Source organism: Mucilaginibacter sp. P1_A3 (assembly GCF_056406855.1).
Genome location: NZ_JBFTZJ010000007.1, coordinates 191,641 through 216,645, shown reverse-complemented (window position 1 = coordinate 216,645; position 25,005 = coordinate 191,641). Strand labels below are relative to the sequence as shown.

Annotated in this window: 19 protein-coding genes; 6 read left to right on the top strand and 13 right to left on the bottom strand. The window is 42.5% G+C overall.

What is annotated here, in order from left to right:
- Positions 1-13: 13 nt before the first annotated feature.
- Positions 14-1,864, bottom strand: a complete 1,851-nt coding sequence (locus AC1D0K_RS16310) for a chloride channel protein (RefSeq protein ID WP_477391900.1) — start codon at positions 1,862-1,864, stop codon at positions 14-16.
- A 168-nt stretch (positions 1,865-2,032) separates the two neighbouring features.
- On the opposite strand from AC1D0K_RS16310, the gene AC1D0K_RS16305 reads away from it, so the two are divergent.
- Both AC1D0K_RS16305 and AC1D0K_RS16300 read left to right on the top strand, forming a co-directional pair.
- Entirely contained in the window at positions 2,033-2,266 is a 234-nt protein-coding gene (locus AC1D0K_RS16305; RefSeq protein WP_295717935.1) for a hypothetical protein, read from the top strand.
- 92 nt (positions 2,267-2,358) lie between these two features.
- On the top strand, positions 2,359-3,006 hold the full coding sequence (locus tag AC1D0K_RS16300) for a Crp/Fnr family transcriptional regulator (protein ID WP_477391899.1): 648 nt from the start codon (positions 2,359-2,361) through the stop codon (positions 3,004-3,006).
- Between the two features lie 6 nt (positions 3,007-3,012).
- On the opposite strand, the gene AC1D0K_RS16295 is transcribed toward AC1D0K_RS16300, so the two are convergent.
- The 8 genes from AC1D0K_RS16295 to AC1D0K_RS16260 form a co-directional block, all read right to left on the bottom strand.
- Positions 3,013-3,594, bottom strand: coding sequence for an HPP family protein (locus tag AC1D0K_RS16295; protein WP_477391898.1), 582 nt, complete (start codon positions 3,592-3,594; stop codon positions 3,013-3,015).
- 124 nt (positions 3,595-3,718) lie between these two features.
- On the bottom strand, positions 3,719-5,707 hold the full coding sequence (locus AC1D0K_RS16290) for a glycoside hydrolase family 97 protein (RefSeq protein ID WP_477391897.1): 1,989 nt from the start codon (positions 5,705-5,707) through the stop codon (positions 3,719-3,721).
- Positions 5,708-5,829: 122 nt separating this feature from the next.
- Positions 5,830-6,720 carry a hypothetical protein gene (locus tag AC1D0K_RS16285; protein WP_477391896.1) on the bottom strand — a complete coding sequence of 297 codons (891 nt, stop codon included), beginning with the start codon at positions 6,718-6,720 and terminating at the stop codon, positions 5,830-5,832.
- 54 nt (positions 6,721-6,774) lie between these two features.
- Positions 6,775-7,995 carry a family 16 glycosylhydrolase gene (locus AC1D0K_RS16280; protein ID WP_477391895.1) on the bottom strand — a complete coding sequence of 407 codons (1,221 nt, stop codon included), beginning with the start codon at positions 7,993-7,995 and terminating at the stop codon, positions 6,775-6,777.
- A gap of 258 nt (positions 7,996-8,253) precedes the next feature.
- A complete protein-coding gene (locus tag AC1D0K_RS16275; RefSeq protein ID WP_477391894.1) occupies positions 8,254-10,131 on the bottom strand; it encodes a glycoside hydrolase family 30 beta sandwich domain-containing protein in 1,878 nt (625 codons plus the stop codon).
- Between the two features lie 892 nt (positions 10,132-11,023).
- Positions 11,024-12,934: a 7TM diverse intracellular signaling domain-containing protein gene (locus tag AC1D0K_RS16270; RefSeq protein ID WP_477391893.1), complete on the bottom strand. Its 1,911-nt coding sequence runs from the start codon at positions 12,932-12,934 to the stop codon at positions 11,024-11,026.
- Positions 12,935-13,135: 201 nt separating this feature from the next.
- Positions 13,136-13,480 (bottom strand): glycoside hydrolase family 30 beta sandwich domain-containing protein, encoded by a 345-nt coding sequence (locus AC1D0K_RS16265; protein WP_477391892.1) that lies wholly within the window; start codon positions 13,478-13,480, stop codon positions 13,136-13,138.
- Positions 13,481-13,515: 35 nt separating this feature from the next.
- A complete protein-coding gene (locus AC1D0K_RS16260) occupies positions 13,516-14,613 on the bottom strand; it encodes a glycoside hydrolase family 30 protein (RefSeq protein ID WP_477391891.1) in 1,098 nt (365 codons plus the stop codon).
- A 213-nt stretch (positions 14,614-14,826) separates the two neighbouring features.
- Here AC1D0K_RS16260 and modA point away from each other — a divergent pair, with 213 nt between their 5' ends.
- The 3 genes from modA to AC1D0K_RS16245 are packed head-to-tail and all read left to right on the top strand — an operon-like array spanning position 14,827 to position 16,904.
- Positions 14,827-15,603 carry a molybdate ABC transporter substrate-binding protein gene (modA, locus tag AC1D0K_RS16255; protein WP_477391890.1) on the top strand — a complete coding sequence of 259 codons (777 nt, stop codon included), beginning with the start codon at positions 14,827-14,829 and terminating at the stop codon, positions 15,601-15,603.
- 15 nt (positions 15,604-15,618) lie between these two features.
- Positions 15,619-16,290, top strand: a complete 672-nt coding sequence (modB, locus tag AC1D0K_RS16250; protein WP_477391889.1) for a molybdate ABC transporter permease subunit — start codon at positions 15,619-15,621, stop codon at positions 16,288-16,290.
- Complete coding sequence (locus tag AC1D0K_RS16245) at positions 16,287-16,904, top strand: ATP-binding cassette domain-containing protein (RefSeq protein WP_477391888.1); 618 nt, start codon at positions 16,287-16,289, stop codon at positions 16,902-16,904. Before modB ends, AC1D0K_RS16245 begins: the two co-directional genes overlap by 4 nt.
- A gap of 3 nt (positions 16,905-16,907) precedes the next feature.
- On the opposite strand, the gene pnuC is transcribed toward AC1D0K_RS16245, so the two are convergent.
- Entirely contained in the window at positions 16,908-17,531 is a 624-nt protein-coding gene (gene pnuC / locus AC1D0K_RS16240; protein WP_477391887.1) for a nicotinamide riboside transporter PnuC, read from the bottom strand.
- Between the two features lie 242 nt (positions 17,532-17,773).
- Between pnuC and AC1D0K_RS16235 the strand changes: the two genes are divergently transcribed.
- Entirely contained in the window at positions 17,774-20,203 is a 2,430-nt protein-coding gene (locus tag AC1D0K_RS16235) for an outer membrane beta-barrel protein (RefSeq protein ID WP_477391886.1), read from the top strand.
- Between the two features lie 107 nt (positions 20,204-20,310).
- Here the strand turns inward: AC1D0K_RS16235 and AC1D0K_RS16230 are convergent, their stop codons facing one another.
- From AC1D0K_RS16230 to AC1D0K_RS16220, 3 genes are all read right to left on the bottom strand, one after another.
- Complete coding sequence (locus AC1D0K_RS16230; RefSeq protein ID WP_477391885.1) at positions 20,311-23,172, bottom strand: M16 family metallopeptidase; 2,862 nt, start codon at positions 23,170-23,172, stop codon at positions 20,311-20,313.
- 71 nt (positions 23,173-23,243) lie between these two features.
- Positions 23,244-23,744 (bottom strand): DUF2059 domain-containing protein, encoded by a 501-nt coding sequence (locus tag AC1D0K_RS16225; RefSeq protein WP_477391884.1) that lies wholly within the window; start codon positions 23,742-23,744, stop codon positions 23,244-23,246.
- Between the two features lie 3 nt (positions 23,745-23,747).
- Positions 23,748-24,863: an acyltransferase family protein gene (locus AC1D0K_RS16220; RefSeq protein WP_477391883.1), complete on the bottom strand. Its 1,116-nt coding sequence runs from the start codon at positions 24,861-24,863 to the stop codon at positions 23,748-23,750.
- Positions 24,864-25,005: the final 142 nt, after the last annotated feature.

The window sequence follows — 25,005 nt, the reverse complement described above, 5'->3', positions numbered from 1 at the left end:
ATTAAAGGGCACGTTAATTTTCGATGTTCAATATTTTTCGCCCTTTGATCAGGATCTTTAATCGTTGTCGTTTTAGGGAGATAGATAACCCGGTTTTATCCCCGTCGTGAATATGCGAGCCATATGCAGCTATTATCTCCTTATAAGATAAGGTGCCGGTGATTTTATGATCTGCCGATATCACAGGAACGAGGTCCACTTTATGTTTTGCCATTAATTCTACCGCATGTCGTAGCGTTGTTTCGCTGTTTATAACCAATTCGGGCGAATTTATAATGTTACCGATGGTTAATTTATTGCCTTGTTCGTTGTTATAGATATCTGCCAGTTTAACGGTCCCCATAAAAGTTCCTTGGTTATCTACAACAATAAAATCGTTAACGCCTGGGTTGTTGGCTAATAACCGTTCTTTTACCTCCCTGATCAAGTTTTCGACGCTTAATATAACGGCATCCTTGTTCATTACCTCCGCAAGCGAAAGTTTACTAAGCACATCCGGCTCAAATGAAACCGGGGTGGCTACCCCTCTGCGGGCTATTTTTTCGGTCATGATGGTATTTTCCATTAAAAAGAACGATACCAGGTAGGATGCTGTGCAAGCGCCAAGTAATGGAAGTAAGGCGTTTGATTGCATGGTTGATTCCAGGGCAAAAGTGATGCTGGTTAAATAAGCTCTTGATGCCCCGGCAAACATAGATGACATGCCCAGTAGCGCTGCCATAGGGATGGTGATGCCTGCGTTAGGGAAAAACATTAAAATAACGGCGGCTAATATAGCGCCCGTTGCTCCGCCTATAGTTAACAAGGGAGCCAGTGTTCCGCCAGATGTTCCACTGCCCAGGGCAATGGCCCATGAAAGAAATTTAAAAAAGCACAGCCGGATTATGAGCATCAGTGAGAGCGTGCCCGATAAAATGCTGATAATATTATCATAGCCTACACCCAATGTATGTGGCGCGAAATAGCCAATTAAGCCTACGGCTAAGCCGCCTATAGCGGGCCACCACATCCAGTGTATAGGCAATTTCTCAAACCAATCTTCAATTAAATAAACAATTTTGGTTACTCCCAAGGATAAAAAACCAATCACCAAACCAATGCCACTGTAAATAGCCAATGCGCCATTTGTGGGTGCAGTCAAATTGGGCATAGGGAAAACCGGGCCGGATTCAAATAAAAAATGATGCCCTGCAGCACCTGTTATACAAGCCAATGCGACAGGTAAAATCGCTTTTGGCGAAAACTCAAAAAGCAACAGCTCAATGGCCAATAACACGGCTGCTATAGGTGTACCAAATATTGCCGACATACCCGCTGTTGCGCCTGCCGCCAGTATAACTTTGCGTTCATTAGCTGTGATTTTTAGTAACTGGCCCAGGGTAGAACCCAGCGCGCCACCTGTTGCAATTATAGGCCCTTCTGCGCCAAAAGGGCCACCTGTACCAATGGCTATTGCCGACGATATAGGCTTTAAAAAAGTGATAGAAGGCTTTATTTTACTTTGATTTACCAGTATTTGCTCCATAGCCTCAGGTATACCATGCCCCCTGATGGCTTTTGAACCGTATAGTGCCATTATACCTACGGCAATGCCCCCTATGGCGGGTACTAAAATAACCCATAACCCTAAATGATTTGCAGCCGGGCTATGAAAATGAATATCCAGTAATCCGTAAAATGAAATATTGGTTACTATGTTGATGAGGAAAACTAATCCTTTGGCTATGATACTTATGGCCATAGCCACAATAACCGATAAGATGGATATATAAAAAAGCCTTTTTTTGGCGGCGTGACTTATGTTTACTTTACTTATGTAATTTAAGGAGGGAGAGATTGGGATACCTGTTTCTTTTTGTTTCATGACCAACACCTGGAATGATAGTAGCTTTTGTAATTAATTGCTATTTTATTGCAAAGGTAATAAAAAAATGTTTTTTTAAATTTATTTTTTCAAATTTATATTGCATGTGCAATATTTTATTGCAAGATTTGGGCTTTTATTCATTAAAAATATGACGAGGGTAGCATCATGAGAAAATTCAGTTTTGTATTAATGGCTGTAGGAGTTATTATCATTATTATAGGTTTTTTAACCTTTACCAATTTAAATACGGTTAATGCCGTTGATTCACACAGGTGGACAATTTATATCAATGGCATAAAATCATTCCCATGGCCGGTATTTGCAGGATCGGTAATTGTGATATTGGGAGCTATTTTTAACATGGCTACATGGGAGCAACCAAAAGGCCGTTACTTTTAATAATTTAGCATACTTAAAATAACCCCGATAACAGGCATTCATAAATGGCGAAAAGTAAAAATATCTGTGATTTAAAAAGCTGCTTTTTATGCATGCATTGTTTAAGTGATTGGATCCCCGTTATTGCGGCCCGCAGGGAAAACCATGTGGTAAAAAAAGGAGAGGTGATCTTTAAGGAAGGCGATCCTGTTACCGGAATCTACTTTGTTTATGAGGGTAAAATAAAGGTTCATAAAAAGTGGGATGCCGAAAAGGAGTTGATATTACGTTTTGCACAAAAAGGCGATATCGTGGGTCATCTTGGGCTGGGCGATACTGGTTTTTACCCGGTATCGGCAACGGCTATCGAAGCCGGGATGATCTGCTATATTGGTATGGATTTCCTGGAATCTACCCTGAACGTTAACAATAACTTTGTGATAAAACTCATGCGATTTTTTGCCAATGAGTTGCAGGAGTCAGAAAAGAGAATGCGGAATTTAGCCCACATGCCCGTTAAAGGCCGTGTTGCACAGGCACTGATATCACTGAAAAATAAATTTGGTTTAAACGGGGAAGGTTTTTTAAATATCGATCTCAGCAGGCAGGACCTGGCTGCTTTTACCGGCGCCGCGTATGAATCACTATTCCGCACTATTAACGATCTGATCGAGGAAAAGATCATAGAAGTTGCCGGAAAAAGCATCCTCATAAAAAACGAAAATATGTTGATTAAGCTTACCGAGGAAACAAGCATTTAGGTTCAACTATCGCTGGTACCTGCGCCATACCTTATACCATTTTTTATTATTTGGATATTTGCGATGGCTTGTCATGTTGTTAACAAGCAGGGCAACAAGTAAAAGCACAACCGCACCCGATAATACCGGACTTAATACATACAGGTAGCCTAAAGCCTGGATTTTAGCCGAACCAATATTGGCAATCAAGGCCGTAGCCCCGCCGGGAGGATGCAATGTTTTGGTGATCTGCATTAATACAATTGAAACGGACACCGCCAGGGCCGATGACAGCCATATTTCATGAGGAATGAGCTTATGCATGGTAACACCAACAAGTGCGCATATTACGTGCCCGCCAATTAAATTACGCGGTTGCGCCAGCGGACTATTAATAATGCCATAAATTAATACCGACGATGCTCCAAATGAACCAATGAGGAATAAATTATCTGCAGCACTAAAATAAAAGCTGCTAAAAAAACCTATGATCCCTATTCCTAAAAACGAACCTATAAAAGTCCACAGATGTTCTTTATAATCAACAAGCGTTTCTTTATAAACAATGAAACGGGCAGTCCTCACATGCCGATGTATTCTCCTAATCATAATTTATAGATTGGCGCAAAATAAGCACTTTAATTATAAACTATAAAACATCTTTTAAACTACGGTAGTCGTTAAGTGCTTAATCTAAGTTTTAATCATATTGAATATTAGTCACTTATGTATTTTAATTTACTTTCTCAAACCTTGCTGCCCAGCCACCGCCGGGTGCCAGCTTAACCGGTAATTTATCTTTCGATGTAACGTTCACCACTGTTCGTTTATAATCGGTAGCATCCTTATCGGCATTAACGCCATCTTCAAATATGGTTGCCTTATAGTCGCCATCACCTAAAAACGCGAGATCAATACTGAGTTCCCTCGCATCCCAGTTGCTCATGGCGCCTGTATACCAGGTAGTGCCTTTGCGGCGGGAAATAGCTACAAATTCGCCAACTTTACCATCAAGGGCTACTGTTTCATTAAATGTGGTAGGTACTGAGGTTATAAAATCGGTACTTTCCTGCTCTTTGGTGTATATGGTAGGGTTATCGGCCAGCATTTGCAGTGGCGCTTCAAATATGGTGTACATAGCCAATTGGTGGCAGCGTGTACCCTGGCTCATGGGATTGCCATTAACCGGGCGAAAATTAGCTTTGCTTGAGTTTCTCATAGCACCGGGCGTATAATCCATAGGCCCTGATAGCATGCGGATAAAGGGTATACTTACATCATAGCCGGGATGGTTGGTTACGCCCCATTTTACATTCTCCAGGCCTTTTACCCCCTCAAAATTGATGATGTTTGGAAATGTGCGCTGGATGCCGCTGGGTTTGTACATGCCATGATAATCAACCATCAGATGGTGGTCGGCGGCTTTTTGTGCTATTTCATATAGTGATGAAACCATTTTCTGATCGTCGCGGTCAATAAAATCTATCTTGAACCCCTTCACTCCCATCTGCGAAAATTTAGCAAAAGCCGCATCCGTTTGGCGGGTAAGGGCATACCAGCTGGTCCACAAAATAAGGCCAACATTCTTTTGCTTAGCGTAATCCAACAGTTCCTGCAGGTTGATCTCCGGCGAAATCTGGTTAAGATCCACAATGTTCGACCATCCTTCGTCCAGCACCACATATTCTATTTTATTGGCTGATGCAAAATCAATATAGTATTTATAGGTTGGGTTATTGATGCCGGCCTTAAAGTCCACATGAGTAATGTTCCAATCGTTCCACCAGTCCCAGGCTACTTTGCCCGGCTTAATCCATGATAAATCGGCTACGCGTGAGGGGGACGCCAGTTTCTGCACCATATCGCTATTGGCCAGTTGTCTGTCTTCGGTACTAATAATTACTACACGCCATGGAAAACTGCGGCTGCCGGTAGTTTTGGCAATATAATCTGCACGACCATTAACCACATAATTCATATTGGCGTAGCCGCCGGTTTGCTCTACTGTAGGGTATTTAGCAAATGCACCCTTCAGGCTTTTACTATTTACACCGTCACTGGTTAAATACATGCCGGGGTAGTTTTCCAGGTCGGCCTCCAAAATTGCAGCTTTGCGGGGGCTGCCAACGTCAACCAAAATGGGTAAAAAGGCAAGTGTATCTTTCTTTACTGCAGATATATTGATGTTATCATACAGGGCCTCAAAGGAGGTGGTCCACTTATCTTTGTTCCTGAAATCGTTTACAAAGGGCAGGTAGGCTTTGTCATCGTCCTTGAAATTGAAGTTGGCTTCCTCATTAACTATGGTGAGATCTCCCTTTTTTTGGGTGATAAAGCGGTAAGCTACGCCATCGTTATAAGCCCGGAACACCACGCTGTAATCGCCTTTAAAACTGAGGGTAACCTGGTTATATTGATCGTGTACTTTGTCTTTTTTGTAGATGGGCGTATTAAAATACTCATTTACAGATGAAGTTTTTGCCGATTTTACTACCGTGTTTTTACCCAATACATCGTCACCAGCCAAAGTCATTGATATGGTTGATGGTGTGATTACTTCCGTATCCTCGTGCTTTACCCACCAGCTGATTGTAGTGCCGGTGGTAATGCCCAGATCAATTTTTCCGTCGGGTGATTTTACATGATAGTTTTTGGCAGATTGTGCTAATAATAGCGAAGCAGGAAAACACAGGCAAAGCGAGAGTAAAAACTTAATCTTCATCAGGAAAGGTGTTATGGTTTAAAAAAGCGTGGTTTATTCTATCCGAAACTAAACAAAAATTCAGTTATAGGATAATGCATTCCCTACAAATTGTGATGAGAAATAGGCAGGCTTTTTTGGCTCTACCACATCAAACTAAGCCCACCGTATACCTGGAAACCATTTCGGGACACGCTGTTCAGTTGGGTTTTGTCAACCTCGCCAGTGCTGAGGTAAAGTACATCGGTGCCGTTACCGGTTTGCCAGGTAAAATAGCCGCCGCCAAGGTTTATAACGGTATTGTTGGTAATATGGTAACTTAATTTGCCGCCCGCTTGTATGCCGTAACCATTCGCGTGGTGTTGGTAGCTGATGGGGTGCTGAAAGCTGGTGATCAAATTCCAGTTGCCGTTGCTATTGTAGCCTACCTGTTGATAGGTGATGTCAGCTTTAAATTCAAGCCTTTTGATGATAGATACAAATGGTGTTAATTTAAGGAAGCCACCTTTCCAACGCGGTGCGTAGGAACTATTAAGATTGGGGAACATGTTGCCGCGATCAAGCAGGCGCAGGGATTCTTTATTTTCAGTATAACCTAAAATGGAGGTAAGGCCAAAGCCGCCCGAGTTAAAAATAATATAGCCAGCCCCTAAGTTCCATAAACTGGAGTTGCCCCTATTGGCATTAAAGGTTTCATTATAGGTGGAATTGCTTCGGTTATCTGCACTATAATCAGCATCGTTTACCGTGCCCGATGATATAAATTGCCGGGAGTAATCGACATAGATAACCAATCGTTTGTAAAAATTCCAGATTGCGGATGCCGCAAAATTTTGCCCTGCAACTTTTGTCCATTTAAGCTCAGAAAGAACATTTGGACTTTGCCCGCTGATGTTGCCGGATATGGACCAGTGAAAGTTTTCCTGCTGGTAACCTGTTGATACATCCACCTGTAGTTTTTTTTGTATCATCTGGGCATGCAGGGGCTTAATGCAGCACATCAGTATTGAAACAAAAACTGTAAGTTTCTTCATCAGGTAAAAATTAGCCTGCCTTGTGGTTAAAGGCAGGCTAAATATAATTGATAACTATTGATTTATCCCAAATGACTCCCAGCCCGAAGCCGTTGCACGGGTGCAGGTCATGGCTTGTGTGCCATTTTCGCTGGAGATAAACTTACCATTATTACCACGCAGGGTTACTTTACCATCGGTAGTAGGCACCCAGTCAAACTTTTCCCAGTCGCCAATAGTGGCGCGGTTGCAGGTAATGGCCTGTACGCCGTTTTCTGATGATACATATTTACCCATACTTTGCAAGGCAACTTTGCCGCCACCGGCATCAACAATCGTAAATGTTTCCCATGCCGAAGCTGTAGGGCGGTTACAATTCATGGCTTGCGTGCCATTTTCGCCGCTTACATATTGGTTATTGAAACCTTTAAGGGTGATGTTTGAACCGATAGGAGGAGAAGTTGTACTGCCCGAAAGATCATAAACGCGTACATAATCAACCACCATGTTGCAAGGCAAAGCACCATCGTTAATGGTATTGCCCGGCAGATCGCCACCTATAGCCAGGTTAAGGATGATGAAAAATGGATTATGAAAAGCCCCTGTATTATTGATGTTGTTGGCAATATTACCGGTTACATAAAGTGTATTATCAACATACCATTTGATAGAATTGGTATCCCACTCCACTGCATAGGTATGGAAGCCTGTTGGTGTAGTAGTAGTGCTGCCACCGTATTGACTATGCCCATTAACATACCAATGCATGGTGCCTAAAATGGTGTTCGAGGTATTTACCTGCTCCATAATGTCAATTTCGCCACATTGCGGCCAGCCTGCTGTGCCTATATTGGCGCCCAGCATCCAGAAAGCGGGCCAGGTTCCCTGTACTGCAGGTAGCATAATGCTGGCCTCGATGCGCCCGTAAGTTGGCTGGAATTTACCGGCAGTGGTTAGTTTGGCCGAGGTATAAGGCTGACCGCCCACTGTTTGCTTGCGGGCGGTAATGGTTAAATATCCCCCCGATACGGTAGCATTGGCTGATTGATAATATTCCTTCTCGTTATTCACGTTTGGGTTGCCGTTGTCCAGGTTCCAGTTGGCGGTGTTTACGCTGGTTCCATTAAACTCATCGCTCCATACCAGCGTTGCCGCCCTCGGGGTGGTGGCCTGGTTGGTTTGGGTGTTCGCAGTTGCGGGTGCTTGCTTGTTCGCGTCCTTTTTACAAGCAATGGCCAAAGTGGCAAGGGCCATTATTGTAAAGGCTCCTTTTGCATAATTTAAGAATTGATTCATAAGGTTGGTATTTTGTATTATAAAATTGGTGGATTGCGATTTTTGATGATTAATTCTACTCTTCCCAATAAAAATGTCATTCCGAACGAGGTACGAGGAGGAATCTTCTGCGCCCTGCAAAGCTAATCTGCAAAGTTTGTATGAAAAGTTACATAAGATTTTTCGCTATCGCTCAAGAAACAGTTTCTCTTTCGCCCCACCCCCTTAATCCTGCCCTTGCTCTATCGAAATGACATTTTTTTAATTACATAAGTTTAGCTATTGATTTACCCCGAAAGCTTCCCAGCCAGATATAGTGGCCCGGTTACAGGTCATGGCCTGGGTGCCGTTCTCGCTCGAGATGTACTTGCCGTTGTTGCCTTTCAGTGATATTTTACCATCGGCATTAACCACCCAGTCAAATTTTTCCCAATCGCCGTATGTAGCGCGGTTACAGGTGATGGCTTGTGTGCCGTTTTCTGATGATACATATTTGCCCATGCCTTGTAAGGCTATCTTGCCTGCGCCGGCATCAACCACAGTAAATTGCTCCCATGCAGAAGCGGTTGGGCGGTTGCAGTTCATGGCCACAGTACCGTTTTCGCTGCTTATATATTGGTTATTGATGCCTTTTAATGTAATAACAGAACCAATAGGAGCACTGGATGATGATCCGCTTGATTGGGTGCCACTCCATTTAAAGGTTGCCACGGCACCGGCTGCTAAAGAATAAGTGAATGATTCTGTACCCCATTTAACTTTAAAACTAACTGCAGATGAGCCATTATTAAGCGCGATTAGCACCTTGCTGCCATCGGAGTTTTTAAAGGCCACGTTTTGGATACTGCCAGAAAGGTTGGAAGAAATACGCACAGCGCCCGGCCGTACAAAACGGGCAGCATGGCCAATAATATAATAACCAACATTGCGTGTAATAGAAGTACCGCTTACGGTTATACCACCCAGGCAAGTGCTGCAACCGCCTGCGGTATGGGGATTATTGTTAGGATCGGCAGCCAGGTTCCACTCCAGTACATTGCGGCTCCAGTTACGGGTACCGCCAATAATGAGGGTATTAACATGCCATGAAAGGTCGCCGCCAAAATTGCTTGGCGCACCAACCCACTGCTCGGTAAAGTACACGTTTTTATTGGGGTAGGCATTATGAACAGTTGTTAACGCACTGATGTCACCTGCATACAAGTGAAAGGCCGAGCCATCAACATAAGGATTAGCGCCGGCATCGCCTAAAACAGTGGTGGCGTAGCTGGGCACATCGGCATTATGATCATAAGCGATGATCTTGGTGGCAAAACCTGCCGCCCGTATTTGCGGACCAAGATTGTTTTTAATAAAAGTAGCCTGCTCTGTTGCCTGCATCACCATACTTGGGTTGTTGTAGGGGTTTAGCGGCTCGTTTTGCGGGGTAATGGCATCAATGGTAATACCCTGTGCCTGCATGGCCTGCAAGTATTTTACAAAATAGCGGGCATAGGCATCATAATAGGCCGTATTTAAACTACCGCCTGTATAGCCATTGTTGCCTGTGGTGTTAACTTTCATCCAGGTTGGGGCTGTCCAGGGGGTGGCAATAATTTTAATGGATGGATTGATGGCGATAATCTTTTTCAGGATGGGCAGCATATCCTGGTTTTCCTGGCTGATGCTGAAATTGGTCATATTCACATCGCCTGCCACCTGGTTGTAAGTAAAATCGCTGGAACTCAAGTCTGACGCGCCAATGCTGATCCGTAGATAGCTGATACCGATCTGCCCGTTCGCGGTGCCGAAAAGTTCATTTAAAACAGCGGCCTGGTTGCCGCCAAGACCGTTTAGTAAACCGGCGCTACCGCCTGTTAAAGTAAAACCGAAACCATCAATACCCTGGTAAGTGGTATTCTCGTCAACTGTTACAGTTGTGGCATTTGTGCCCGCGTCTGCAGCAAAGTTAAAACTGGTTTGTGCCTGCAAAAGCTTCGATTGATCGGATGTGGTTACCCATGCATTCACCACTTCATTGGCGGCACGGGCTATTGTTCCGGTTTTTGTCTGGGCGTTTGCCGTTCCGGTGTTGGCATCCTTTTTACAGGAAAATAACAGGACAGCAGGTAGCAGGGTGAGGACTGCCAGCCACTTGAATTTGTAATTGATCTTCATAAAATTATTATTTGGTTTAATTGATTGCACACAAAATTCCATGGCAAAAAGCTGGCTACGCATCTGCTAAATCGCTTTATCGATTTAACCAATGCTTAAAACACAGTAGTTTGAACGCAGGCAGAATAGCATAGCTCAAAATAGTTTTTCAGGAAGACAGGCTTATGTCTGGTTTATAATTGTAAAACAAATCTATGTTATTTTAAACGTAATTAACAATATAAATGTTCGTAAATAACTGATTAATAGTATATTATGGATATTTTAATACGGTTGAAACGCAGGCATAAAACTGAAAAATATGCCTTTGGATGATTTGTTAAAGGATTTTTAAGAGATGTGTTTTTTTTGTGATACGCTTGTATAGCAGTTAATTTTAAAGAAAAAAAATATAATCACGGCCGAGAGGACTGCAGGGTTTATAAGCGAGATAATTGAGATATCATTAAACTAAGAGGTTTCGCGCAAAGACTCCATGTCAGGTCGCTTGTTTTTCTTAGCATCGATTTATCTTCATTGTTTGAGGGCAAACAATGGAAAAAGACTAAAGCGATAACCTCAGGAAGAGGTACAATGACAACGAAATTAGGGTAGCTCCTATGGAGCAAAAGAATATTTCTGATGTTTTTCTACAAATATGTAGCCTCTCCGAGGCATCTGAAATTGCTGAGAAATTGTAAATTGACGAAAAAATATCCCGTAGGGATAACCTGTTTGTAGAAAAAGATGGTTATAAGATATTTGCCTCGGAGAGGCTACCCGACTGGGGGACATCACAAAATCAAGCCCCTTAGATCATGGAAGATATATTTTTCACCAATTTAAGATTCTTGTCAGTACGCGATTTAGGCTGTAGTCATCCTCTTATCGCAGCACCATCCCTAATCTTCGCTCAATCCACCGAATTATCAATCACCAATTTACTCCAGCCCTTGGATCCCGCGTTTTTGATCTCCTTTTTTTGGGCTTCCATCGCCTTTTTAATTCGTGTGCTGTAAGCCCAGCAGGTACTCTGGCGGATAGACAGGATCTCGGACAGTTTATGCGATGAGATCTTGCCTTTGGTAGAGTACATTAAAAAAATCATGTAAAAGGCTTTATTGATGGGGATGCGGGTGTTTTGTAAAATGGTATACGCTATCACCGATTCTTCGTAACCACATTTTGAACACCTGCGACTATAAGGTAAGTGCCCGCCGCCATAATGTGTACCACTGCATTTTCGGCAGGCGTAAGCGTTCTCCCATTTCAAATCTGACAAAAATTTGAAGCAAGTTTCTCTATCAGGATAAATCTTGCTAAACTCCTCAAAATCTACCTCGGCCGACATTACACGGTCGTGAGTTACCTTCTCGATGTTGTTATGCAGGGTAACATTGTCTTTTTCGAGCAGCACATTCATGCGCGAAATTTCTTCGGCCTGGTGCTGCAGCAGGTCGTTCACTGATCGCAGCTCCTCGTTCTGCTCGGCTATCATGGATGATTTTTCAACCAGCTCTTTGGTGCGTTGCTGTACCTGCTCTTCCAGGCGCTTATTCAAAATGTCTTTTAATTCCTCATTCTGCTTCATTTGTTGAATAATATCCTGCTGGGCATCATCCTTTTCCTTCTTCAGGATTCTCACTTTATCGCCAATAGCAAAGGAGATGAAAAGCATTTCGGTGATAAAGCAAACGCTCAGGCTATAATAATCAAACTCAGTAACCGGCAAAAACCACATATTTAAGGCAATGCAGCTTTTAATAACAAAGCCTATCAGCAAAAAACAATAACCGATAACAAAAAAACGGGCTGGTTTATACCCGGTAGCCCAGGTATAGCAGCCCGCATAAAAGGCCAGCAGCAGGGGTATAAATTCAATGATCTTATAGTTAAACCAACTGTTGTTTATGGTGATGCAAGCCAGAAAATACAAGCAGCGTAATACTATTACCAAACTGGTAGCTTGATGTAAACGGGGCGCGTTTACCTTTAAATTGAGCAGGCTTTGGGTAAACAGCACTGCAAAAATACTGGCGGCAAACAAGGCTATGCCATAAGCATACTGATTCCAGCCCGGGTTGTTGGGCCAGATGTATTGATAGGCTATGCCATCGGCACACATTTCGTAAAGGCCAATGCTAATGTTATAGGCGATGTAGTACAGGTATTGCACCTTGCGCATAGCTATAAACATCATGAGGTTATACAGGCCGAAAACCAATATCATTCCATAAAACACCCCAAAAAAGAAATACTCATCAAGCGCGTAGCTGATAAACCAGCTCACCGTACGCAAAACCATAATCACGTTTACAGAATGGTGCGATCTGATGCGGATGTAATAGATCGCATCCGCGTCTTTAGGGGTATTTAAATTCAGACTGAAATTTTTATGGTGATAAAACCTATCCGAAAAGGGACGGCTGCTGCCCAAAAGTGTTGGGGTATATTTATTGGGAGCGATGGGCGAATAAACGGTAATGCTATCTATCGTCTGATCGAAAAACTCCAGCAGCCAGTTGTTTTTAGTACCAGCAGTGTGGCCTATTTTTATACGATACCAATAGGCGGACTTAACGTTCCTGGTTACCGGGGTAGGTTCTGGATTTACCCGGAAATGTTTGTCAAAAGCGGAGATATCGGCCTGGCTGAATTTTAACTGGGCTGTAGTATCTTCAAAATAATACACCTGCTTATATTCAAATATGTGTTGCTTAACTTTATCATTCAGCGGTACAGCAATTTGTGCAGATACGCTATTAACGAGACAAAAAAATAACAGTAAAGCCGGGGTAAAATATCTCGATAAAAGTTTATACATACGCAGGTAACGGGGTAATTTTCTTTCGTACCCGCAGCTTGGTTTTGCAGGTACGAAAGCTGGTTAGTTTGGTTAGCGTCAGGCCGGATACAATAATAGTATATTTCTTTTTATAATCCTATTAAAAGTATATAATACAGTTATTTAAAGATTTTTTTGAAGTAAATTAACTTTAATGAAACTTTTATAAAGTATTGAAAATTACCACACATAAGTAGCCACCGCACCTGCTGCAAGCGTTGTAGACGCCGATTTTCCATCAATTTTAAAGCTAAAAGTTTGTGGTGTACTGCCGGGGTTTAAAACAATAAGCACCTTTGATCCATCGGTGTTTTTGAATGCCACATTAGGTAATGCCGATAGGTAATCTGAGGCTATACGCACTGCGCCGGGCCTTACAAATTTTGATGCATGGGCTATTATATAATAGGATACATTGCGGGTAACACCAGATGATGCGTTAACGGTGATAGCGCCGCGGCAGGTACTGCAGCCACCGCCGGTATGAGGGCCGTAACTTGGGTCGGTGGCTAGGTTCCATTCCAATACATTGCGGCACCAGTTGCGGGTAGCCCCAATAATTAAGTTGGTAAAATGCCAGGAAAGGTCGCCTGCAAAACCTCCCTCTGATGGCGTGTACTGCTCGGTAAAATAAAGGTTCTTGTTGGGATAGGCATCATGCAGGGCCAAAAGCGAATTAATATTGCCCGCATACAAATGGAATGCAGAACCATCAATATAGGCGCTGGCAGCAGCATCCTTAAAATATACGTAGGGTAATCGGTATGGTCGGCATTATGGTCATAGGCTATAATTTTGGTGCTTAGCCCTGCTGTTTTAAATTGCGGCCCCAGGTTGTTTTTTATAAAATCGGCCTGTTCGCTGGCTTGCATGGTCATCGCCGGATTATTATAGGCATTTAGTGGCTCATTTTGTGGGGTAATGGCATCAATGGTTATACCCTCGGCTTTCATGGCCTGTATGTATTTTGCAAAATAGCGGGCATAGGCATCATAATAAGCAGTGTTTAAACGCCCGCCTTTAAAACCGCCATCGCCAATTACGGCGCTTTTCATCCAGGTTGGGGCGGTCCATGGTGAGGCCAGTATTTTTATGTTTGGATTGATAGCGAGGATCTTTTTTAATACAGGGATCAGATCTGTTTTTTCCTGAACTATAGAGAAGCTTTTAAGGTCGACATCGGTTTGGCCGGGCGTAACTTCATCATAGGTATAATCAAAGGCGCTCATATCTGATGCGCCAATGCTGATCCTGAGGTAACTTACGCCGATGTGTGTGCCATCTGTTGCAAACAGGTCTGTTAACAACTCGGTTTTTTGTGCGTCGTTCATCAGGTTAATAACCTGTGCGCTGCCCCCGGTAAGGCAATAGCCAAAGCCTTCAATGGTTTGATAAGTGGTAGCGGCATCTATATTAATGACGGTACCGGCTGTTGTGCCGGTGCCAAAGTTTATAGCTACGTTTTGTTTAGTAAAAGCCTGAGATTGATCTGCAGTGGTAAGCCACATGGCAACATCGCTGGTTAAAGGGGGTGTTGGCGTTACCGGTGTAACGGGCGAGGGCGTAGTAACAGTAGTTTTTTTGCTACAGGCTTCGGCACCTAAAATGGCAAGTGTAATAAGGGGTACCAGGAGGGCTTTACTGAAATTTTTTTTCATAGAAAGGCAGGTCTTTATTAAAGCTTTTTTGTTTTAAATTGATGTAAAATTGGTTTATTTAACTGCGGAACTCCACTAATATATAAATCAATAAACGGCATAACAAGTATATATTTGTGCTGTTATACCGTTGAGCCCGTTGTTTTTTAATTTCTGATACGCTTTAATACCAATAGAAACCGACGCCGGCTTAGTAGATAAAAATAAAAACCCATGAAGCACGAACAATACAATAGCAAGCCATTAAAAAGCATAATTTTTTTTATTGCTTTGAGCATAATGGCACATTTGCCCGGATATGCACAAAATGTGCGGGTTGCGGCTGCAGCCAACTTGCAATCGGTTATTGAGGCATTGCAAAAAGATTTCAGGCAAAAAACGGGAATTGTAATTGAACCTGTCATTGGTTCATCGGGCAAGTTGGTGGCGCAGATCAGTAATGGTGCTCCCTTTGATGTGTTTTTATCTGCCGATATGAGTTTCCCCGAAACCTTGTTTAAAAATGGCTTTGCTACAGATAAACCGGTTGTTTACGCCCAGGGTAGTCTCATCATCTGTAGCTGGCAAAATATAGGCTTTAATAATTGGGAACGACTTTTATTAACCGCCAGGGTAAAAAAGATTGCAATAGCAAACCCGGCGATAGCGCCCTACGGCAAAGCAGCCGAAGAAGTATTAAAAAAGAAGGGCATTTTAGATGATGTAAAATCTAAAACAGTTTATGGTGAAAGTATATCGCAGGTAAATACCTACATCACAACCGGGGTTGCCGATATTGGGTTTACCACACAATCATTTATTAAGGAAACAGAGCATAAAACCGCTTTATATTATAAGGTAATCAACCCTAAGGATTATACACCTATATTGCAGGGCATGGTAATATTAAAACATGGAGCAGGCAACGCTGGGGCCGAAAAATTTTACAGGTATATTTTAAGCCCGGCAGCTAAAAGTATTTTTACAAGCTATGGTTACCATATGCAATAACCCCTATTTTTGTTGATGGACCTTTCCCCAATATGGCTTACTTTAAAATTGGCCGGTATTACAACAGCTTTGCTGCTGGTTATTGGTGTGCCGTTTGCCTGGTGGCTTTCGCGGGGAACATCTTTTTTTAAAATTATTATCGAAGCCATTATCACTATGCCATTGGTACTGCCACCATCGGTATTGGGGTTTTATTTGCTGTTGGCTTTTAGTCCGCAGCACGGCCTGGGTAAATGGCTGCATGATAGCTTTGGTGTACAGTTTGTATTCTCGTTTCAGGGCCTGATACTGGCTTCGGTAATTTACAGTATGCCCTTTATGGTTGGTCCGGTAAAATCTGCTTTGCAGCAATTACCCGCTGCTTTATCAGAGGCTTCGTATACTTTAGGTAAAACCCAGTGGCAAACATTTAAAAGCGTTTTATTGCCTAATATTAAACCATCGTTATTAACAGCTATTGTACTCACGTTTGCCCACACCCTGGGCGAGTTTGGCGTGGTGCTGATGATAGGTGGCAACATACCCGGCGTTACCAGGGTAGCTTCCATAGCGGTATATGATTCGGTAGAGAAAATGGATTATGCGGCGGCCAATAATTATTCGCTCATTCTGTTTTCTATTACGTTTGTACTGGTAATAGCTGTTTTTGTGTTTAACAGGTACCGAGCTAAAAGCCCTTTAGGATGATCAGTATAGCTATCGAAAAAAAACTAAAAGCCTACCATGGCCAGCAGGTATTGCGGATTGATAAGCAATTCATTACAGGCAGTATTACCAAAATATATGGGCCTTCGGGATCCGGTAAAACCACTTTCCTAAAAGTGATCGCAGGTTTAATCAACCCCGAAAAAGGAACAATTATTGCCGATGGTGTTACCTGGTTTGATATAGCTGCAAAGGTTAATTTGGTTACTCAAAAAAGGAATGTGGGCTTCGTATTTCAGCAATATGCCCTATTCCCCAATATGACTGTGAGGCAGCACCTGGAATATGCCACCACTGATGCACAATGGATAAAACGATTGCTGTTATTAGGCAAGCTGGAAACATTACAAACGCATAAGCCGGAGTATTTATCTGGTGGGCAACAACAACGCCTGGCTATCCTGCGAGCGCTGACTACCAAACCCAAACTGCTTTTAATGGATGAGCCCTTCTCCGCGCTCGACCCTAAAATGAAAACGGAACTGATAGCCGAATTGAAAATAATTTTGCAGGAACTGGGCACAACAACCCTCATTGTAAGCCATAATCCATATGAACTGGATGGATGGGTTGATGACGAGATGGTTTTTGAGTAGAAGTTATACTTCTTCGGCAGGTTTTATTGCTTTATATTCCTTATACCAGTCAATATAACCTATAGTAGCCAATATCAGCAACACAATATATAATATGGCAGTTACATACAGGCTTTTATAAATGTATAGCGGCACATAGCAAATATCAACAAATACCCAAAGCGCCCAGTTTTGGAGTATCTTCCGCGTCATGAGCAATTGCGCCACAAAGCTTATTGCTGTACAAAAGCCATCGATATAAGGAACGGTACTCGAGGTGAATTTTTGAAGATATAAGCTCAATAATAATGATAAAGCCAATGTAGCCAGGATCACCCATCCATATTCTTTTGGACTAAGGGTGCTCACCGGTTTCTCATGTCTCTCTTTTTTTCGCAACCAAAAATACCAGCCATAAATCCCTGTACCCAGGAAATAAATCTGCAGGTAAGCATCGCCAAACAGTCCATTCTCAAAAAAAACAATGAGGTAAGCCGTTACGCTGATGATGCCGGTTAACCAGTTCCAGATATTTTGCCGGGCAGCCAGGTAAACACAGGCAATGCCTGTAATAGCCCCTATCCACTCCAGGTAGCTGGTTTGCTTAATTCCCTGCAGAATTTGTTGGCTGATGGAGAGAAGATGCATTTAACTCAAATATATAAAAGGAAATTTAAGGGGCAAACAGGTGATTACCCCCTGATGTGTTGACTTAAAATGCCGGCGTTACCTTCCCTACAGCCCTTCCACTTTCCAATTTTAATGCGCATTGGCCATTTGATCAAAGGAGTACCGTAAGATATTGCAGTTAGGCAGGGCGGCATATAACCGATGTAACACTTAAAGACAGTAAGCGTCTTAGTTATGAATTTCTGATTACATTAGTTGATATGATGTTAAAAAAGTACTGCTTTATTTTGTTGTTATTTCTTTGTTCATGTGTTTATAGTCAGCCGGCATATACGGATAAGCCTGAATTTGTAATTACAGTTTTAAATGAAAAGTCGCAGCCGGCAGCGGGGGCTACGGTGAAATTGGTACAAGGTGATAAGCCTGTAAAGGCTATCATGAGCAATATAATGGGAGAGGCTTCATTTAGCGACATTGCGGCTGGTGCATATACATTTTTAATTACCTATACGGGCTATAAACCCCAAAGTACCCGTGTTTACCACTTCCCTGTTAACGTATCTGCCGATACCGTAATATTGCAGCCATCAAGTACAGCATTGCAGGAAGTGAGCATTGTTGCCAATACACCATTTGTTCAGCAAAAAGAGGGTAAAACGGTGTTGAATGTGGATGCTTCTGTTACCAGTATAGGCTCAACCGTATTAGAGGTTTTGGAGAAATCGCCGGGAGTAACTGTTGATCGTAACGGAGGCATAGCCTTGCAAGGTAAAGCCGGCGTTTTGGTTATGATAGATGATAAACCTACCTATCTATCCGGCGCCGACCTGAACAACTTGCTGAGCAGTATGAGCTCGGCACAGGTAGCGCAGATAGAACTTATCACCAATCCTACCGCCAGGTATGATGCAAGCGGCAATGCGGGGATTATCAACATTAAAACAAAAAAGAATAAACAAAAAGGCTTCAACGGCTCTTTTACAACTTCGGTTGGTCAGGGTGTTTATCCAAAAAACAGCAATAGCCTGGTTTTAAATTATCGCACAGGTAAGATCAATACCTTTTTTAATTACAACATGAATTTTGTGGAGTACCTGTTAGATCTGTATGCGTTAAGAAAGTATTACGATGCCAGCAATATATTAACAGCAAAGCTTGATCAGTCGTCTTACTTATCAGGTACGTCTTTAAACAATACTATTAAAACCGGGCTTGATTATTATGTTAGCCCTAAAACAACTTTAGGTATTGTATTGAGTGGTACTCTTGTTGGCAGGCATGGCAATAACAGGGCGATAGCCAACTGGTTAAATACTGATAACGCGGTGGACTCTGCCATAGCAACCACCAACAAAAGCCATACCCATTTTAAAAACGGTTCTATAAATTTAAATGCCCGGCACAGTATATCTCCCTCACAGGATCTTGGGGCTGATATTGATTGGCTGCATTATAATTTCCTTACTCAACAAAGCTTTAACAATACGCTGCTTGCTCCAGGCGGGTACCAGGATATATACCGCGGCAACGTGCCAACAATTATAAATATTGTTTCGGGAAAGGTTGATTATACCTTGCGTACCGATAAAAGTGGCACATTTCAATCGGGCTACAAATCATCGTATAGCAATACAGATAATACCGCGTTGTATGAAAATCTTGACGATTTGCAGTGGACGGAAGACTACAGTAAAAGCAATCATTTTTTATACAAAGAGAATATCAATGCCGTTTACAGCACCTTTGAAAAGAAGTATTCAAAGTTAACTGTTCAGGCTGGTATCAGGTATGAGTATACCAGTTACAAAGCCCATCAGCTGGGGAATGCTATTCAAAAGGATTCGGCCTTCTCCCGCAATTACGGCGGCTTTTTCCCCAGCGGCTACATCAGTTACCAGGCTGATTCTTCCAACAGCGTCACATTAACGGCTGGCCGGCGGATTGACAGACCGGTATTTCAAAACCTGAATCCGTTTTATATTATCATTAACAAGTATACTTACCAAACAGGTAACCCATACCTTTTGCCGCAGTACAGCTGGAATTTTGAGCTAAGCCACCAATATAAAAACCTGCTTGCTACAAGTATATCTTACAGCAATATCAAAAATTACTTTTCGCAGCTGTTTCTTAACGATGCCGCCAAGGGAATACTTTTGTATACGCAAGGCAATGTTGGCAGTACTTATAATTTGGGCCTGTCATCCACACTCTCGGTATCGCCGTTTAACTGGTGGAATGTAACCATGGAGGCCCTGTATAATCACAAGCAATTGAAAGGCTTTAACGGCAATACTTATACCAGTAAAATAGATCAACTTAATCTTAATGCTAATAACCAGTTTACCATAGCCAAAATTTATACCGCCGAGATCTCTGGTTTTTATACCACAAAGGCCCGCAACGATGTGCAGGAATTATTATCCCCCACCGGGCAGTTATCCCTGGGCATATCAAGGCCCTTGTTAAAAAAGAAGGCCACTTTAAAGTTCAGCGCGCGGGATATTTTTTATACCAATGCGATGGAAGGGCTAACCCAGTTCCCTAACGCTACCGAATATTTTAAATTACGGAGAGATACAAGGGTGTTTACACTTGCCTTTACCTATCGTTTTGGCAAATCATACAAGGTGGCTAAACGATCAGACGGCAGCGCCGCGGATGAGAAGGATAGGGTAGGCAATAGTTAATGAGACAAATGGCCAGTAAGAAAACAGCCTTAACGTAAAATACCGACCAACAAAAAACGCCCTGCCAGGATTATCCGACAGGGCGTTTTTAAGTGTCAGCACGAAGGTTATTTTTTCTCGGGCATTAGTATTAGTTTAATCAGGTTTTTACCGCTAAGGTATTTGTTGGCGGCATCTTTGGTGCTTTGAACGGTTACCTGTTCAAGATTGCCTACATGTTTCAGGATCTCATCCGGGTTTTCGCCATTTTGTGATGATGAAGCAAGGTATCCGGCCCAAAAAATGTTTTCCTTCATTTGCTCGCGGGTTGTGCGGGCTTCTTCGGCAACAAATTTCTGGATATCTGCAGGCTGTGCGCCGTTTAGTTTAAGTTTGGCTATCTCATCTAAAGTAGATGCTATCATTTTGTCAACATTTTCAGGCGCGCATCCAAAATAAACGGTGATTGAGTATCGGCCGCCAGGAATTTTATGATAACCCGCCCTTACACCAGGCGCATAAACGCCGCTTTCCTGTTCGCGTAAACGCTCAATCAGTTTAATGTTCAACACTTCTTCAAGCGCATCCATCTGGATGTTGTTAGCATCGTTGTAGTCATAATCTCCACTAAAAACCAGTTGAACACTGCTTTTTTCGGCCACACCTTTATTTACTATTTTGGTGATCTCGCCTGCAGGCGGTTGAATTTTAAGGTTCTTATAAGTTTCTTTACTGTTGGTTGATGGCAGCCCCCCTAAATAATGCTCCAGGTATGGTTTCACCATTTCCACATCAAAGTTACCCACCAATGTAAAGGTAAAGTTGCTGGCATCGGCAAACCTGTTTTTATAAAAAGTATATGCCTTATCAAGCGTAGCGGCGTTTAGTCTTTCGGGCTTAGTTACCATCCCCCTAAAATTATAGCTACTTAAAACGGCCGATACGGTATCCTGAAATACGCTCGGCGGATCAAGACCCCTATTGGCCAGTACAGATTTGGTTTGGGAAATTGTTGATTGCCAAATATCATTATCCTTACGTGGTTGCGTAAAATACAGGTAGATAAGTTGTAACGCGGTTTCAAAATCGGCAGGTGATGAGCTGCCGGTAATACCTTGTGCAAATTCGCTGATGTAAGGACTGATATTTAAATTTTTGCCGGCCAGTTTTTTATCAAGCATACCCTGGTTAAACTGGGCAACACCGCTGTTACTGATGATAGACGACGCAAGGTTGGCTGATGTAAAATCATCATCGCTGGCCAATGACGAACCGCCAAATGCGTAGCCGTTTATCAGGATCTGGTCGTTTTTATAGTCGGTTGGTTTAACTACTACCTTAAGGCCATTACCCAAAGTTAAGGTTGTTGTACCAATAGCCGAATCGGCCGCGGTATTAACCACTTTAGTGCCTTCCGGTAATTTGCTTAATAATGGGTCCGACGATACATTATCAACATAAGCAGTAACATTTTGGCCTGCGCTGCTGATCCATTGCAATAAAGTGCTTTCTGATGGTAAGGTAGCCTTATCTTTTTCGGGAGCTTCAACAATCACTGCCCTGTTTTGATCGCCAATAAATTTGCCTGCAAGGGCGTTCATTTCGGCCAGGGTAATTTTACCAATGTTGTTTACGTAAAAATTGTATTCAAAATCAATACCCGGTATGGCTTCACCCTCTAAAAAGTGTTGCTGATACTCGCGTACAAAGTTTGCAGATCTTGTTTTATCACGTTCTTTATAGGCGTTGCCCATTTGTACCAAAGCATCCTGCTTGGCGCGCTCCAATTCGGTAAGTGTAAAACCAAATTTACGTGCTCTTTCAGTTTCGGCTACTACAGCTTTAATTGCACCTTCCAGTTCGCCTGGTTTTGCTACAGCTATAGATGTAAATGCATCCTGCTCCCCTAAAAAGCCACCATAGCTTGAACGGCCAAATAAAAATGGCGGATTTGGTTTTTGCAGCAATTCGCCCAGGCGGGAATTTAACATCTGGTTAAATAGTTGTACCCTAACACTCTGCATATAGTCGTTAGTGTTTTTAACCGTTGTACCCGGATGCTTTACAACAATTTGAGCAAGTGTGTAAGGGAACTCTTTATCCGTAGCTATTTTAACAACGGTGCCTGGCGTAGCAGGTACTGTATATTTTACACGGGGTTTTTCGCCGGCGGGATTTTGTAAGCCCGAAAAGTTTTGTTTGATGAGCGCTTCAACCTGTTTGGGGTCAAAATCACCAACGGCTATTACCGCCTGCAAATCGGGGCGGTACCAATCATGGTAAAAGCTCTTGATGGTTTCCGGTTTAAAGTTTTTGAGGATATCTTCTTTACCTATTGGCAGGCGTAAAGCATAACGCGAGTTATTAAGTAATACGGGAAGTACCTGTTGTTGCAGGCGTTCCTGTGCATTTTTTCCGCGTAAGCGTTCTTCTTCTAAAACAACACCACGCTCTTTATCTATCTCCGTAGGATCAAAGCTTACATAGCCTGCCCAGTTGGCCAGTATTTTAAAACCGTTGTTAAAAATTGCAGCGGTATCTGTTGGTATAGGTAACTGGTAAACGGTTTCGTTAAATGAAGTATAGGCATTTAAATCGGCGCCAAATTTTACGCCTGATTTTTGCAGGTAATCAACCATTTGATTTTTGGGGAAATCGCGGGTGCCATTAAAAGCCATATGCTCTGTAAAATGCGCCAGCCCCTGCTGATCGTCGGTTTCCAACACCGATCCTACCTTATTTACCAGGTAAAGTTCGGCTTTGTTTTTGGGTTCAACATTTTGCCTGATGTAATAAGTTAATCCGTTTGGTAATTTGCCAATGATCACCTGTTTATCAACAGGTAATACATCGCCTTTTGCAAGTAGTTGTGCTGCAACGGGTTTGCTTTTTGGCGATGGAGCCGGCCTTTTTTTTACTTGTGCAAAAGCACCTCCCGAGGCTATAAGCAAAGCTATAGCTGCTACAGAAAGTTGTTTGTTTAAATTCATATATTGTGTAGGGAATATTTTATGCTAAGATGCTAAACGAAATTATTAGTTACAAATTGTTACCGGTTAATTTATTGTTTAGCAGGGGCTTCTATCGTTTGAAAAGCGTCTTTCATCATTTGCTCAAGTTCTGACCTGTGAACAGCAATTGTTTGTTGCCCAATAGCCATGCTTTTTTGCATTAAGAGGGGTGTTTTTGAGCTTATTTTTTTACCAATCGGTGAATTATAAAAGGTGGACAGTTGATTAAGCTCCACTTCAGAAAGCTCAGATTCATACAGTTTGGCAAAGCGATCTTTCAGCGTATCCCAGGTGTAATATTTGCTCATAAACACCCTCATTACTTTTAAAAATGTTGGTCGTTGTGCTTCTGGAATTTGCGCACTTGATGCGCTGATCATATTATCTATAATTCCTTCAAACTGCGTGTTTATACCGGTTGCAATTAAATATTGCTCTGCTGCTTTTAAATGCGATGGCGTAAATGAATCGGTAGTTGTTTGTGCCTTTAGGCTGGTAGTTGATAAAAAGATAATGCCAATAAGGGCAAAAAAGGTAAGGTTAAATTTCATTTATTATATTTTGATAAATATTTTCCTAATATACAGTATCCACATCACCAGCCATAAAATAATAACTGTAAATATGGCGCTGGCCAGGGAAGCATTTACCGGCGAAAAATAAGGGGCAAAAAAAGTATGATAAATTGATCCTCCGCCAATTTTTATCATACCCATATAATGAGGAATAAAACCTGATAGCACATAAGCAGTAATGGCATTTACTCCAAAAACCACAAAGAAATACGTAAATTTTTTATACCCCTGTACATCAATAAGCCAGTAGCTTAAGGCAAGCGCTATTGTTGCAAGCCCGCCGGTGTAAAGCACAAAAGAGCTTGTCCATAATGCCTTATTGATGGGGAAAAACAAGTCCCAGGCCAATCCTGCTATAACGGCTAATACACCATAAGTAAACATCCAGCTTACCTTAACTTGGTCATCACGATCTTTACGTTTAAGCCAGGTGCCAACTCTTATACCAAACAGGCCGGTAGCCATTGCCGGCAAAGTACCCAGCAAGCCCTCCGGATCCCAGGTATGCGATTCGCGCCAGAGGTGGTTTGTGGTAAATACCAATCTGTCTATCCATGCCCCCATATTGGTTTCTGGCTCCAGGTTGGCGTAACCTACGCCCGGTACAGGGATAAAGGTCATGATGATAAAGTATCCAACTAATGCGCCGGCAAAGATCCAATCACGCGTTTTTTGGGATGTTTTTAGATAGAGTACTGTACAGATAAAATAAACCAGCGCTATACGAGGGAGTACCCCCGGCATGCGTAAATGTGCGAAGCCCCCATCGGGATGAAATATCAATTGAGTGATCCAGGGAATAGCAATCAATATTGCCGTACGGCGTAAGGCCGTTAAAATTAACTTGCCATGGGGCAGAGCCGCCTTTTTGCTCTCCATAGCGTAAACCACCGATACCCCAACCATGAACAGGAAAAACGGAAACACCAGGTCGGTAGGTGTGCAGCCATTCCATTTGGAATGCTCTAATGGTGCATAGATATGGCCCCAATCGCCGGGGTCGTTAACCAGGATCATGGCAGCTATGGTGAGGCCTCTAAAAACATCTAAAGAGAGAAGCCTTGCCGGCTTTTCGGTAGTAATGGTTGCACTCATAGTCTGCGATTGTTATTTTATAAATATAGCGATGAGTTTTTAAACCCATCGCTATGCGCTATTAATATTACATTGGCTCCCCGTTGCCCAGGGAGTTTCCATTATGAATTGTTAAAGTAAATCGGCTGTGATGACACAGCCG